This is a genomic window from Peterkaempfera podocarpi, from assembly GCF_042466665.1.
In the GTDB taxonomy this organism is placed as follows: Bacteria; Actinomycetota; Actinomycetes; order Streptomycetales; family Streptomycetaceae; genus Peterkaempfera; species Peterkaempfera podocarpi.
Genome location: NZ_CP162102.1, coordinates 1,612,762 through 1,626,497 on the forward strand (window position 1 = coordinate 1,612,762; position 13,736 = coordinate 1,626,497).

General features: G+C 73.6%; 14 protein-coding genes and 1 pseudogene. 7 read left to right on the plus strand and 8 right to left on the minus strand.

Translation table 11 applies throughout. The features are described from left to right. The first annotated feature begins 57 nt into the window (after window positions 1-57). The 3 genes from AB0761_RS07075 (at window position 58) to AB0761_RS07085 (ending at window position 3,323) form a co-directional block, all read left to right on the plus strand. On the plus strand, window positions 58-1,074 hold the full coding sequence (locus AB0761_RS07075) for a LacI family DNA-binding transcriptional regulator (RefSeq protein ID WP_377268108.1): 1,017 nt from the start codon (window positions 58-60) through the stop codon (window positions 1,072-1,074). A gap of 38 nt (window positions 1,075-1,112) precedes the next feature. Continuing rightward, window positions 1,113-2,231: an aldose epimerase family protein gene (locus AB0761_RS07080; RefSeq protein WP_377268109.1), complete on the plus strand. Its 1,119-nt coding sequence runs from the start codon at window positions 1,113-1,115 to the stop codon at window positions 2,229-2,231. 297 nt (window positions 2,232-2,528) lie between these two features. Continuing rightward, window positions 2,529-3,323: a hypothetical protein gene (locus tag AB0761_RS07085; RefSeq protein WP_377268110.1), complete on the plus strand. Its 795-nt coding sequence runs from the start codon at window positions 2,529-2,531 to the stop codon at window positions 3,321-3,323. A 156-nt stretch (window positions 3,324-3,479) separates the two neighbouring features. Here the strand turns inward: AB0761_RS07085 and AB0761_RS07090 are convergent, their stop codons facing one another. Continuing rightward, window positions 3,480-4,319, minus strand: a complete 840-nt coding sequence (locus AB0761_RS07090) for a serine protease (protein WP_377268111.1) — start codon at window positions 4,317-4,319, stop codon at window positions 3,480-3,482. Window positions 4,320-4,467: 148 nt separating this feature from the next. On the opposite strand from AB0761_RS07090, the gene AB0761_RS07095 reads away from it, so the two are divergent. From AB0761_RS07095 to AB0761_RS07110, 4 genes and pseudogenes are all read left to right on the plus strand, one after another. Beyond that, on the plus strand, window positions 4,468-5,370 hold the full coding sequence (locus AB0761_RS07095) for a hypothetical protein (RefSeq protein WP_377268112.1): 903 nt from the start codon (window positions 4,468-4,470) through the stop codon (window positions 5,368-5,370). Between the two features lie 156 nt (window positions 5,371-5,526). Continuing rightward, entirely contained in the window at window positions 5,527-6,615 is a 1,089-nt protein-coding gene (locus tag AB0761_RS07100) for a PP2C family protein-serine/threonine phosphatase (protein WP_377268113.1), read from the plus strand. Between the two features lie 340 nt (window positions 6,616-6,955). Then, the gene (locus tag AB0761_RS07105; RefSeq protein ID WP_377268114.1) at window positions 6,956-7,453 is read left to right on the plus strand and encodes a hypothetical protein; all 498 of its coding nucleotides are present in this window, start codon (window positions 6,956-6,958) and stop codon (window positions 7,451-7,453) included. Between the two features lie 226 nt (window positions 7,454-7,679). Next, window positions 7,680-9,519 (plus strand): annotated as a pseudogene (locus AB0761_RS07110) (enoyl-CoA hydratase-related protein). A 28-nt stretch (window positions 9,520-9,547) separates the two neighbouring features. Here AB0761_RS07110 and AB0761_RS07115 read toward each other — a convergent pair. From AB0761_RS07115 to AB0761_RS07145, 7 genes are read right to left on the minus strand one after another with little or no spacing between them, the layout of a single operon-like run. Beyond that, entirely contained in the window at window positions 9,548-9,685 is a 138-nt protein-coding gene (locus AB0761_RS07115) for a DUF6893 family small protein (protein WP_377268115.1), read from the minus strand. Then, window positions 9,682-10,542, minus strand: coding sequence for a hydrogenase maturation protease (locus AB0761_RS07120; RefSeq protein WP_377268116.1), 861 nt, complete (start codon window positions 10,540-10,542; stop codon window positions 9,682-9,684). The genes AB0761_RS07115 and AB0761_RS07120 overlap by 4 nt, the downstream gene beginning before the upstream one ends. Then, on the minus strand, window positions 10,539-11,573 hold the full coding sequence (locus AB0761_RS07125) for a hypothetical protein (RefSeq protein WP_377268117.1): 1,035 nt from the start codon (window positions 11,571-11,573) through the stop codon (window positions 10,539-10,541). The genes AB0761_RS07120 and AB0761_RS07125 overlap by 4 nt, the downstream gene beginning before the upstream one ends. Next, the gene (locus AB0761_RS07130) at window positions 11,495-12,274 is read right to left on the minus strand and encodes a DUF6084 family protein (protein ID WP_377268118.1); all 780 of its coding nucleotides are present in this window, start codon (window positions 12,272-12,274) and stop codon (window positions 11,495-11,497) included. The genes AB0761_RS07125 and AB0761_RS07130 overlap by 79 nt, the downstream gene beginning before the upstream one ends. 27 nt (window positions 12,275-12,301) lie before the next feature. Next, window positions 12,302-12,511: a hypothetical protein gene (locus tag AB0761_RS07135; RefSeq protein ID WP_377268119.1), complete on the minus strand. Its 210-nt coding sequence runs from the start codon at window positions 12,509-12,511 to the stop codon at window positions 12,302-12,304. After that, window positions 12,508-13,176, minus strand: a complete 669-nt coding sequence (locus AB0761_RS07140) for a DUF5947 family protein (protein ID WP_377268120.1) — start codon at window positions 13,174-13,176, stop codon at window positions 12,508-12,510. Before AB0761_RS07140 ends, AB0761_RS07135 begins: the two co-directional genes overlap by 4 nt. After that, window positions 13,173-13,733, minus strand: coding sequence for a NifU family protein (locus AB0761_RS07145; protein WP_377268121.1), 561 nt, complete (start codon window positions 13,731-13,733; stop codon window positions 13,173-13,175). Before AB0761_RS07145 ends, AB0761_RS07140 begins: the two co-directional genes overlap by 4 nt. Window positions 13,734-13,736 lie beyond the last annotated feature (3 nt).

Below are 13,736 nucleotides of genomic sequence, written 5' to 3' on the forward strand. Positions count from 1 at the left end.
TGCCGGTGCCGCGGGCTCCCCGGGAGTCCGCGGCCGGCCCGACTCGGAGGGAACGCCGTGGGCGTCAGCCTCAAGGACGTCGCGCTGCGCGCAGGCGTGTCCATCAAGACCGTCTCCAACGTTGTGAACGACTACCCCCATGTCACCCCGGCGATGCGCGCCCGGGTGCAGCAGGCGATCGACGAGCTCGGCTACCGGCCGAACCTGACGGCACGTCATCTGCGCAAGGGCCGCACCGGCATCATCGCGCTGGCCGTCCCCGAGCTCGGCAACCCGTACTTCGCCGAGCTGGCAGGGGCGGTCATCGACGCCGCGGCCCGCCATGACTACACCGTGCTGCTGGACCACACGGCCGGGCTGCGGGAGAAGGAGATGCTGGTCTCCCAGGGGTTCCGTGCCCATGTGATCGACGGGCTGATCCTCTCCCCCATCGAGCTGGAGACCGAGGACCTGCTGGGCCGCACCGACACCGCACCACTGGTGCTGCTGGGTGAGCGCGAGTACGACGCGCCGTACGACCACATCGCGATCGACAATGTCGCCGCGGCCCGCAGCGCGGTGCGGCACCTGGTCGGGATGGGGCGGCGGCGGATCGCCTTCCTGGGCGCCCGGCGGGAGAGCGCCCGGCAGCCCGCCCATCTGCGGCTCCAGGGCTGGCGGGAGGAGCTGGCGGCCGCCGGCCTGCCGTACGGCGACGAGCTGGTAGCGCCCACCGGCGGGTACGGCCGGGCCGACGGCGCGCAGGCGATGGCCGATCTGCTGGACCGCGGCGCCGCGCCGGACGCCGTCTTCGCCTACAACGACCTGCAGGCCATCGGTGCCATGCGGGTGCTCAGCGAACGCGGGCTGCGGGTGCCGGAGGACGTCGCCGTGGTGGGGTTCGACGACATCGAGGAGAGCCGCTACGGCTCGATCACCCTGACCACCGTCTCCCCGGACAAGCAGGCCATCGCCCGTCAGGCCGTCGACTGCGTGGTGCAGCGGCTGGCCGGCTCGCCCGGCGCCGAGCCGCGCCGGGTCCGGCCCGGCCACGACCTGGTGGTCCGCGAGTCCACCCTGGGCCGCCACCGCTGACCCGCAGCACGCCACCCACCCCCTCCCCGAGGACCTCCATGCCCCGACCCGCCCTGCGCCGCACCCCCTTCGGCTCCGCGCCCGACGGCACCCCCGTGGAGCGCTGGCATCTGGACTCCGGACACGGGGTGCGCGCCGAGGTGCTGACCTACGGCGGCGTACTGCACGCCCTGGAGGTGCCGGACCGCCGCGGAGACACACGGTCGGTCGTGCTCTCCCTGCCGGGGGTCGACGACTACGCCGACCGCAACCCCTATCTGGGAGCCCTGGTGGGACGGTACGCCAACCGGATCGCCGAGGGCCGCTTCACCCTGGACGGACAGGTCCACCAGGTGCCGGTGAACGACCGCGGCCATGCCCTGCACGGCGGCACCGACGGCTTCGACCGCCGGGTGTGGAACGCGGAGCCGCTGCTGCGCGACGGCGCGGCCGCGGTGCGGCTGACCCTGCGCAGCCCGGACGGCGACATGGGCTTCCCGGGGGCGCTGGAGGTGGCGGTGACCTACAGCCTGGACGAGCGGGGGACGCTGGCCCTGGACTACCGGGCCGTCACCGACCGGGCCACGGTGGTCAATCTGACCAACCATGCCTACTTCAACCTCTCGGGCGACCCCACCGTCGCCGGCCATCTGCTGCAACTGGACGCCGACCGCTATCTGCCGGTCACCGCGGAGGGCATCCCGTACGGCCCGGCCACCACGGCCGCGGGCACCCCCTTCGACTTCGCCGAACCGCACAGCATCGGCTCCCGGCTGCCCGCGCCGGACCGGCAACTGGAAGTGATGGGCGGATACGACCACTGCTGGCTGCTGCGGCCGCCGCCCGGCGCGGCAGCCGGGCTGCGCCGGGCGGCCCGGCTGGCCGATCCGGTGAGCGGGCGGGAGCTGGAGGTCTGGACGACCGAGCCGGGACTGCAGGTGTACACGGGCAACCAGCTGGACGGCACCCTTCGGGACGCGGCCGGGCGCCGCCATCAGCGGCATGCGGCGGTCTGCCTGGAGACCCAGCACCTGCCCGACTCCCCCAACCGGCCGGACTACCCCAGCACGGTGCTTCGCCCGGGCGCGGTGCTCCGCAGCCGCACCGAGTACCGCTTCCCGCACCCTCGTCCGCAGACGCGCCCGGAGCCCGCGCCGGGTCCGCCGGCCGCGGGGTAGCGCGGCCGGCGGACCGGGTGCGTCGAGGGTGGGCCGGGCTCCACATCCGGGACAGAGCGGGGTCCCGTCGGGGGACGCGAAGAACTGACCTGCCCGGCGGCGCCTTCGGAGTCCTCCGACTCGCGCGCGTACAGCATCCAGGACAGCTGGTCCGGGGCGATGTCCGACTCGGTGCACCCTCCGGAACAGCGCGGCGCAGCAAGCGGCTTGAGCCGAAACTACGCCTGGTCGGATACGGACTCCCCGTCCTGGGGATGTTCGTTGACACGTCCATGGGCGCCCCGGACGATGGTCCTCATGCGTTTTCTCAGGCGGCTGCGCACGGATCTCGCAGCAGGGCAGAACCTGGAGATCTACACGACGGCGCTGCTCTCCCTGGTGCTGGCCGTCCTGGGAGTCCTCGGCGCGGTCGGAGGTCAGGTCCTGGCCGCCGCCACGCTCGCAACGCTGGCCCTGCTGGCCGGCGGCATGCTGGGCAGCCGCAGGCAGGTGGCGGAGCTGGCCGCCGAGGTGCGCGCCCGAGGCAGGGGGGAAGTCTCCGCCGAGGACTTTCTCGGCGCGGACAAGGCGAACCTCATGGAGCATGTGCGCGCCGCGCAGGACATACGAATCGTCGGGGTGACGCTCTCACGCACGCTGCGCAACCTGGTGGACGAACTCCAGCGCAGGGCCATTGCCGGAGCCGTGGTCAGAGTGGCGCTGATAGACCCGAACGGCTCCGCCGCCGAGGAAGCGGCACGCCGCAGCACGATCCCCGACCGAGCCGAGATGTACCGCAACCGCCTTCGCTCGTCGATCGACCTGCTGCGCGAACTTGTCGAGACGCCCGGCACAGCAGGCAGGGTGGAGGTCCGCTTCCTGAGTTTCGTCCCCTCCTTCGGACTGTTCCTGCTCGATCCTCAGCGGCCCGGCGGCCGCATCCACATCGACATCTACTCACACAGCTCGGCCAGCGGAGATGCCGTCTTCACAGTCCTGCCGCACCGCGACGACCAGTGGTTCCGGCACTTCCGGACCGAGTTCGACAGCGTGTGGGAGCACGGCCGGCCGGCTGACGCCTCGGACGGCTTCCCGGTGGCCCCGGGGGCATGAGTCGAGCCCGGACTCGTCGAAGTACTCGATCCGGTGCGGCTCTTCGTCCGGGTGCCGGGCGTCGGTCGGCATCCTCGCCCAAGGGCACGCCCGGAGCCCCTACCGGGTCCGCCGGCCGCGGGGTGGCGCGGCGGGGGACCCGGTAGGGGCCACCGGCTACGGCCTGGGCAGCGTGCAGCCGGGGAGGGTGAGGTCGAGCTTGGTCCCGGCGCCGAAGCACCGGGTGAGCAGATAGGTCTCCTCGGCGTAGTTGGTCCCCTGGTGGACCGTCACATTGCCGTTGGCGTCGACCTCGCACGGGTTGTCGACGGTGCAGCGCTCGCCGTCCTCGTTGCCGGTGTTGTTCACCGCGACCAGCAGACCGGTGGAGGTGTCGATCACCGGGGAGCCCGAGGTGCCGCCGATGGTGTCGCAGGTGGAGGTGTAACGGACCGAGTCCTTCCAGGTCCAGTCGCCCTCCTTGAGCTGGGGGACGAAGCCGTCGATGGAGCAGGACCAGGTCTGCTTCCAGTAGCCGGAGACCACCTTGATGGCGGTGCCCTGCACCGGGTGGTCGGCGGAGACAGTCAGCGGGTCCACTCCGTAACTGCTGCGGATGGCCGCGTAGCTGGTGTTCAGCTGGTAGAGGGTGACATCGGTGTCGGTCATGGTCGCGTAGGCGACCTTGGTGGCGCGCAGCGTGCCGAGTCTTCTGGCGGAGGCGTCGAGCAGGGTGAAGGTGCGGCTGGAGGGCTGGTCCACCACGACCTCTCCGGGGGCGGGCATCCCGGTCGAGAGGCAGTGGCCGTTGGTGAGGACCAGTGCGCGGTCCGCCGCGACGGAGCCCGGCATCCGCACCAGCGAGCCGGAGCAGTTGCTGAGCGCCACGGTGCCTGCGTAGCTCACGGTCACGGCCGGAGCGGCGGCGTTCTGCGCGACCGCGGGTGACGCACCGGCGAGGGCGGTGGCGCCGGTGAGCGCCACGGCCGCGAACGCACCGACGAAGGGTCTCTTCATGGAGGTGCCATGTGTGTTCGACATCCCCACAAGTTGTCGTGAACATGCTCGGATGTCAAGACTCCCGCGGTGAACCGGATCGGCCCCGGAGGCGTTTCCCGTGGCGTGGACCGATCCGGGTGGGGCCGATCGAACCAGGAGTTGTCACATGGCGGGTACGAGGAAGATCCAGGTGGGCCGCAAGGGGAGGCTGGCCCTCCTGGTGGGCGCGGGGGCGATGATCGCGGGTGGGGTGGCGGTCGCCACCGGCAGCAGCCAGGCCGCCGAGAACTGCGGCGGCCTGGACACAGCCCTGCAGAACAACCTCAACTTCATCGCAGGCCAGAAGGCCAACCCCGACGCCCAGTCGGCAGCCCGGATCGCCAACCGACAGGCCGTCGTCGACCAGATCCAGGCCCGCCGCAAGGCCGCCGGCTGCACTACCGACGTAGCTGCACAAGGCGCACAGGGCGCACAGAACGCCCAGGCCGGCGCCACCGAGAACTGCGGCGGCCTGGACACAGCCCTGCAGAACAACCTCAACTTCATCGCGGACCAGAAGGCCAACCCCGACGCCCAGTCGGCAGCCCGGATCGCCAACCGACAGGCCGTCGTCGACCAGATCCAGGCCCGCCGCAAGGCCGCCGGCTGCACCACCGACACAGCCGCCCAAGGCGCGCAGGGCGCACAGGGCGCGCAGAATGCCCAAGCCGCAGCGGGCGGGGACCAGGCCTCGACACCGCCGGCCGCGGCGGCGGGCGGCGCTGACCAGTCGGGCGCGGCACCCGGCGCCGCAGCCGGCTCGGCAGCCGGACAGGCCGCCGGGGATGTGGTCTGCCCCGGCTCCACCGTCACGCTCTCCGGCGAGGGCGGCGCCCCGGCGGCGTCCAGCAGCCAGTTCCCCGCCGGCACCATGCTCAGGGTCACCAACCTGGACAACAACAAGTCGACCACGGTGCAGGTGACCTCGGTCTCCGGCAGCTGCGTCCTGCTCAACAACGCCGCATTCGAACAGGTGCGTGAGGCCGGCAAGTTCCTGATCCGGCACGCCCGTATCGAGCGCGTGGGCTGACAGCCACCAGGGCCCGCACTGAGGCGGGTGCCCTCGCCGTCCACCGGCGAGGGCACCCGCCTCTGTCGTCGACCCCGGCAGGTCGTCCTGGGTCGCCGAGGCGGCGCGGGTGTCCGAGTCTGGAGTCCGGACCGGGTGCGCTGAAGGGAGCCTGCGGTGGAAGCCAAGCGCGGGGCGCGGGGCAACGGCCGGCCCGCACGGGGCCGCCCGCTGCCGGCCTTGCTGATCCTCACGGCGGTGGCGATCGACCTGCTCACCCCGGCACCGGTGAGCACCGTGCCACTGCTGGCGGCATCCCCTGTGGCGGCCGCACCACTGCTCTCCTTCCGCGGCACGGTGCTCACCGGCGGGGTGGCCACGCTCGTCGGCCTGGCACTCGCCCGCTGGCACGGCGGAATCATCGACACCGCCGCCGTCGTGGAGCTGGTGAGCGTGGTGGTGGTCACCGTCTTCGCCGCCGCCATCAACCGGCTGATGGCACGTGACCGACTGCGGCTGCGGTCCGCACGGGACGTCGCGGAGGCCGTGCAGCGTGCCGTGCTGCCGCCCGCGCCCTCCCGGTTGGGACCGCTCCGCGTCGCCACCCGGTACACGGCCGCCGAGGAGGAGGCGGAGATCGGCGGCGACCTGTACGCCATTCAGGAGACCCCGCACGGGGTTCGGCTGATGGTCGCCGACGTCCGCGGCAAGGGGGTGGGCGCGGTGGAGGTGGTCACCGTCGTGCTGGGTGCGTTCCGCGAGGCCGCGGACCACTGCGAGGACCTGCCGGGGGTGGCCCGGGTGCTGGAGCAGGCGCTGGGGAGATTCGAGCGGGTGCGCGACACCGCGGAGGGCGGCGAGCGGTTCGTCACCGCGGTGATCGCGGAGATCTCCCCCGACCACGGCAGACTGCGGGTGGCCAACCGGGGCCATCCGCCGCCGCTGCTGGTCCACGGCGGCCGGGTGCGCGTCCTGGAGCCGACCCGTCCGGCGGTGCCGCTCGGCCTGGCCCCCCTGGCCGGCGACGGGGACGTGCCCGTCGACGACTTCGAGCTGCCCCCGGGGTCGGCACTGGTGCTCTACACGGACGGGGTCACCGAGGCCCGGTGTCCCGACGGGTCCTTCTACGACCCCCTGCCGCGGCTGTCCCGTCCGGTGCCGCTGGAGCCCGGTGCGCTGCTGGACGTGATCATCGCCGACCTCGCTGCGCACACCGGCACCCATCTGTCGGACGACGCCGCCATGCTCGCCGTGACCCGGCCCTGACCCGGACTCACCGAAGCCCCGAGCCCGGGGGGCTGCCCCGGGTTCCCGGATCCGTCCGGGTCCGGGAACCCGGGACCGCATGGCCGACCGGACGACCGGACGACCCTGCCCCAGCAGTCCGCATGAGCCGTTCACTCGTTCGAGGGCGCGCCCTCGGCAACGGTGCGGACGCCGGCCCTGCACGGGCGCACCGGGGCGACTCTGAGGGCCCGTCGGGCTCGTCCGGTTGGGCGCCGCCGGGGCGCTACCCGGACGGCCGTCTGCGGATGCGGGTCACTCGGGCCCTGCCTAGCGTCGAGGACGTCGGGGGAATTCCGAACAACACATGAGGTGACTTCAAGTGTCCAAGCGCATCGCGCGGGCTGCCGCCATCGTGACCCTGGCCGCGGCCTCGTCCGTGATCCCGTTCGCCGGCACCGCGTCGGCGAGCTCCCAGGGAGGCGGCCACGAGAGCTACAGCAGCGAGGGAGGCGGCGGCAGCCGCGGCGGCGAGGGCGGCTTCGGCCGCGGTGACGAGGGCGGCTTCGGCCGCGGCGGCGAAGGCGGCTTCGGCCGCGGTGACGAGGGCGGCTTCGGCCGCGGCGGCGAAGGCGGCCGCGGCGGCGAAGGCGGCCGTGGCGGCGAAGGTGGCCGTGGCGGCGAAGGTGGCTTCGGCCGCGGCGGCGAGGGCGGCCGTGGCGGCGAGCACGGCCGAGGTGGCGAGCACGGGCGTGGTGGCGAGCACGGGCGTGGTGGCGAGCACGGGCGTGGTGGCGAGCGCGGCTTCGGTGGTCTCGGTCGCTTCGCCGGCATCGGCGGCTTCGCAGGCTTCGGCAACAACGTCGTGATCGTCTTCTGACGCCGATCCCCTAGTGCGGGGCCCGGAGGCTTCGGCCTCCGGGCCTTCGCTGCGCTGTCAACCCGGCTTGTGCCGCATTTTGCGCGCCCTGGGCGCGCGCCAGAGAACGGTTGGCCCCTGGGCCGAACACCCGAACCGGACCGATCCGCTGTGCCACTGTGGACGTCCCCCAGCTCCCCCTCGCGCCCCAGATTCCGTCCGTGATCCCTCCCGCAGGTAGGCCGCCATGCAGATCCTGCTGCTCGCCAGCGCGTTCAACAGCCTCACCCAGCGCGTCTTCACCGAGTTGCGCGACCACGGCCACCGGGTCGCGGTGGAGCTCGTCCGGGGTGAGGACTGCTTCCGGCAGGCGGTGCGCCTCCACTCCCCCGAGCTGGTGGTCGCGCCGATGCTCACCGCAGCGATCCCCAAGGACGTCTGGTCGGCCGTCACCTGCCTGGTCGTCCACCCCGGACCGGTCGGCGACCGCGGCCCCTCCTCCCTGGACTGGGCAATCGGCGACGGCGTGCACAGCTGGGGCGTCACCGTGCTCCAGGCCGAGGAGGAGATGGACGCCGGGGATGTCTGGGCCACCGCCCACTGCCCGGTGCCGCCCGTCGGCAAGAGCGACCTCTACCGCGGTGAGATCGCCGACGCCGCACTGCTCGCGGTGGTCGCAGCGGTGGAACGGTATGCCTCCGGCAGCTATCTCCCCAGGCGCCAGACCGGCAGCGACGGGGTCCGCGCCCGGCCCTGGCTCACCCAGGCCGAGCGGCGCATCGACTGGTCGGCGGAGAGCACGGAGTCGGTGCTGCGCAAGCTGCGTGCGGCCGACTCCCCCCGGTGTACGCGACCACATGCTGGGTGGCGAATGGTTCCTGCACGGCGGCCACCCCGAGGACGAACTGCGCGGCGAACCCGGCCGGGTGCTGGCGACCCGGGACGGCGCGATCTGCCGGGCGACCACCGACGGAGCGGTGTGGATCCCCCAACTGCGGCCCCGGCGCCTCCCGGGCGGACCCGCCACCTTCAAGCTCCCGGCGGTGACCGCCCTCGGCGACCGCCTCCCCCCGGTGCCCGAGATCCCGGCGCCGCTGGAACTGCCGCCCGACCGGCGCACCTGGTCGGAGATCGCCTACCGGGAGTCCGGACCGGTCGGCCTGCTCCGGTTCTCCTTCGCCGGCGGCGCCATGAGCACCGGTCAGTGCCGCAGACTGCTCGACGCCTACCGCCACGCCTGCACCCGGCCCACCTCGGTGCTGGTGCTCGGCGGTGCCCGGGACTTCTTCTCCAATGGCATCCACCTCAATGTGATCGAGGCGGCACCCGACCCGGCCGCCGAGTCCTGGGCCAACATCAACGCCATGGACGACCTGGTGGAGGCGGTCCTCACCACCACCGACCGGCTCACCGTCGCCGCCCTGGGCGGCAACGCCTCAGCGGGCGGGGTGATGCTGGCACTGGCGGCGGACGAGGTGTGGTGCAGGGCCGGTGCGGTGCTCAACCCCCACTACCGGCTGATGGGGCTGTACGGATCGGAGTACTGGACCGACACCCTTCCCCGGCGGGTCGGCGAGGTCCGGGCAGGGCGGCTGATGGGCCAGGCCCTGCCGGTGAGCGCCGTGGCCGCCCTGCGGATCGGCCTGGTCGACCAGGTCATCGCCACCGGCCCCGAGGACTTCGGCACGGAGGCAGTGCGGGCGGCGGCCGGGCTGGCGCGGTCGACCGCGACGGCGCCGCGGATCGCCGCCAAGGCCGCGGCACTCGACCCGGCGCGGCTCGCCGAACTCGCCGAGTGCCGCCGCCGGGAACTGGAGCGGATGCGGCACAACTTCTCCGACCCGGCGGAGGACGGCTATCCGGCGCTGCGGTCGGCCTTCGTCCGCAAGCAGCCGGCCACCGGGCGCCCGGAGCACCTGGTGGCAGCCTCCCGCTCCGAGGCTGCCGACCCCGCGCCCGCACGGCCCGTGGCCGCCGGGCCGATGCCGATCCGTCCCACGGCGACCCGACCCACGGCGACCCGGCCCACGGCGACCCGGCCCGTGGAGCAGCGGGCAGGCTCCGGGTCGCCGCACGGCCCCGCCTGACGCCTGGTGAGGCGGCGCCGGGGACGGGTCACATGGTCTCGATCTTGACGTAACGCCAGGCGTCGGGCGCCTGGCTGACCACCAGCGCGACCGTGGCCGCAGCGAACACGCCCACAGCCAGCCGCACCGCCAGCGGCGGGATGTAGAGATGGATCCCGTACTTCATCGGACTCCTCCTTCCTGTGCCAGGACGGGCTGTGCCACCGGCTCCCGGTGGCCCAGTTCGGCGAGCAGGTCGCCCACGACCCGCTCCACCAGGGACACGGCCGGACCGACGGCCGCCCGCACCGCGGGGCTGAGTCCGGGCTCGGGCTCGGGCTCGTCCCCGGTGGGGCAGTGCGAGGGCTCGCATCCGACGACCAGCACCCGGGGCAGCCTCCCGTCGCCGAGCCGGTGGGCGAGCGCCAGCACCCGCACCGGGTCCATGGCGTGGGCCTCGGGGGCTGCGTCGGCGGCCGCATCCAGATCCGGCTCGATGACATGCAGCGACCCGGGCTCGCAGCCCCGCGGCGCCGCATCCACCAGGACGGCCGCGTCACAGCCGTCGACCAGCGCATACGCCAGGTCCATACCGCGGATGCCGAAGTCGGCCACCCGGACGCCGCCGGGGAGCCGCCGTTCCAGCAGTGCCGCGGCGACCTCGGGGCCGAAGGCGTCGTCACCGAGGAAGATGTTGCCGATCCCGGCGACCAGGATCCGGGGCGCGGCCGGCAGCACCCCGGCCGGCTCCGGGCCGAGCACCTCGACCTCGTCGGGAGCGAAGAAGAACCGGTGTCCGATCTTCCCGGCGGTGCCCAGGTCGCGTCCGGGATCGTCGTCCAGGACCACCGCGAGATGCAGCCGACCGTCGTAGTCCTCCTCCACACCGACCACCTCCGCGGTCCGTCCGGTGAGGGCGAGGTCCAGGATGTCGGCGTGGGCGTGCGGGCGGAGCCTGACCCGGCTCCCCCTGCCCACCTCGGTGCCGCCGACGCGGACGGTGCGGCCGGCCGGCTGCTCCTCGGAGGTCTGCTGCCCGGTCATGCGTCCTCCAGCGGCCGCTTGGCGCGGATGGCGCCGTGCAGGGCCATCAGGTCGTCGGGGGTGAGCTCGGAGCAGCGCCGCAGAATCGCGTCGGCCCGCGGGTCGCAGGCCGCCATCTCCGCGCGCTCCTCGTCGCTCATGGAGAGCACGCTGAGGATCAGCAGCTGGTCGATCTCGGTGCCGTCGAAGAGGTCGCCCGGGCTCTCGGGCGCCACCGCGGGGTGGTCGTAGAGGGTGATCGGGGAGGAGAGCACCGTCCGCCCCCAGCGGCCCTCGCCGCCGACCAGCACCGGCCAGGTGCCCTGGTTGCGGCAGGCCTGTGCGGCCTCCCGCAGCCCGTCGGGCGGGTCGATGAGGGAGACGAACCGGCCGCGCTCGCAGTGCAGCACGGTGTGACCGGAGAGCAGGGCGTGGGCTGCGGTCCCGTCCCGGGTCGCCGTCGCGGCGGGGGCCGCGCCCGGCGGCGGGCAGGCGGTGGTGTTGGTGATCCGCACACTGATCCGCACGGTGGCCTCGTCGACCCGGTCGGCCCGGGTCTCGACGGTGCCTGCGAGCGGCTGCCAGCTGCGCACCAGTTCCCCCGCCAGGATGCCGTGATGGTCCGTCAGTTCCTCGTGTGCGGTGCCGCCGGAGATGTCCAGGGCGGTCCTGCGGGGGCCGTCGAGCAGCCCGGAGACCGTGGCGGGCGGCAGTTCGACGCGCCGCTCGGTGGCCTCCTGCCAGGAGAGGTGGCGGCGGCCGTCCACGGTGAGGCTGTCCACGGGCTGCGGGCCGTCGGGGCCGTGCCGCAGCACGGCCCGGTCCACCAGGTGCAGAAACCGTACGCTGACGGCCACCACTGCCTCGGGCCCGGCCTCCAGCAGGCACTGGGTCTCCATGGTGTCGGGCTCTCCGAGCAGATCTGCGCGGTCCTGCGGATAGATGCCGCCGAAGGTCCAGCGCTGCTGGTTCTTCAGTGCGGAGCGCCGGTAGGGCCAGAGCAGGTAGCCCTCGTAGAGGCAGGTGCGGGCGATCTTCTCCACGGCGTCCATGTGGCTCCTGCGGCATCGGAAGAGGGGTCGGGGGCGGGTCGGGGGTTCTGCTCCAGAAGGGCGCGCACGGTCTCGTCCCAGCTGGTCAGGGCGTGGCGGGCACGGTAGGCGTCCAGCCGGTCGTAGTCGTCGCGGGAGAGCCGTACCCAGCCGCTGTCGTGGACGGTCTGCTGCCAGAGCCCGACCGGCAGCCGGTAGGTGGCGTCGCCCGCCCAGGAGATCCGGGCGGTGCGCAGCCGCCCGTCCGGGCCGTCGTGGAAGACCGTGCCGCTGAAGAGGAAGTCCAGCGGGATGTCACCGTCGGGCACCGCCCTGAGGTACTTGGTGACGGCCAGCTCGATGTCGCTGCCGCAGGGCACCGGCAGGGTCGCCGTGGTGGTGTCCTCGAAGGGCGGCAGCACCGTGGTGACCTGCGCCAGGGCCAGCGGCCGGATACCGGACGCCCACTGCTGGGCGTTGCCGAAGACCTCGGCGAGCCGGTCCCGGGTGGCCTGGTCGTGGCGGCGGCGGGCCGGGGCGATCCGTACGGCCGTGCTGAGCAGGACCGAACGGACCGGTCCGCCGCCGCCGGCGACGGCGATCCGGAACTCCAGGGTGGGCACGGCCGTGAACGAGGCGGGCCGGGCGGCGGCGACGGTGAAGGTGAGGTCGGGGCCGGGGTGTCCGTGCCCCTCCGGGGCCGCCGCGGTCGACTCGGGCACGGCAGGTCCTCTCTGGTCGGGCGGCCGTCAGGCCGGGGAGAGGTTGGGCATGTCCGGGAGGATCGGGTTGCGCTTCTGGTCGCCGACGCCGGTGGAGCGCCGGGCGGTGGAGGTGCCGTCCAGGTGGTGTCCGGGCTGCCGCTTGAAGTTGCCCGTGTGGTTGCCCTGGCGGACCCCGGCGATGTGCGCGGAGTGGTCGATCCTGGTGTCGGGCTTTCCGGTCCTGATGTCGCTCATCTCTCCTCCTTGACGTCGAGGGTTTCGAGCCGGTCGAAGAAGTCGTCCAGGTGGGGGCGGACGTCGGGTCCGCCGCCCAGCCCCTTCCAGTGTGTGCGCACCACGGCGGCGAGGCGGTAGCAGTCGTCCAGGGGCAGCAGCCAGTGGCGGCGGGCGCCGCCGGTGCGGTCCACCAGCAGTGCCTCCACATCGTCGGCGATCTCCCGCAGCACCGGGTTGGCCTGTTCCAGCTCGGCCCAGGTCTGCCGGTCGACGGAGGTGCGCAGGGTGCCCAGCGGGCTGGGGTAGCGGGCGGTGACCTCGCCGTCGGTGCCGCTGCGGACGAAGAAGACCAGGTCGACGGGGACGCCCAGGCCGGAGTGGAGCAGGTCGTCCTCGGCGAGGTCGCCCAGCCGCAGCCGGCGGTGCGGAAGCATCCGGTAGTGGCCGCCGCCCGCCGCATCCCGGTCGAAGAGCAGGGCGCAGGCCCGGCAGGCACAGCAGATGTCGTCGGCGGCCAGATCGAGCAGATGCCCGTGGGCCGGTGGCAGCGGCTCGCTGCACAGGTCGCAGCGCTCCTCCTCCGGATCCCGGGCCGCATGGGGCTGCGGCCCCGGGGCGGTGCCGGGCCGCCGGGCGATCCGCCGCAGTCCCGGGGTGATGTAGGGGGAGGTCACGGCGGTCATCCGGCACCGACCTGCTGCGGGGCGCCGTCGGCGGTGCGCAGCCCGCTGAGGAGGGCGTCCACCGGGATCAGCGGCTGGGTCGGCGCGGGGGCCGCGACGGAGACGGTCTCCACCCGGTCGACCTCCGGCGCCAACCGCCGGACGGCCGCCTCGACGGCGGTGGCCGCTGCCGCGGTGCCGGAGCCGCAGCCGCCGGTGGCGGGCAGTTCGATCCGGGCGGTGCCGCTCTCGAGGGAGAGCAGCCGGGCTCCGTTGCCCGCCTCCTCCAGGGCGCGCCGGATGCGCTGCTCGGGCGGCTGCGGGTGCAGGTCGTGGACCAGCAGCAGGTGGTCGAGGAGTTCGTCCCCGGCGAGGTCCTCGGTGAGTGCCGCGGCGTCGGGGTGTCCGGCGAGGCGGTCCATGATGCGGGCCAGGCACTCGCCGTACAGGTCGACCAGCGCCTCCACGGTCTCGGTGGCGCGGGCGCGGGCGGCGTCGTGCGGCAGCGCGTCCAGCGCTGCGATCAGCGCCTCCACCCTGGTCACATGGTTGCGGGTCTGTGCGTCGTCCCAGGTCATCGC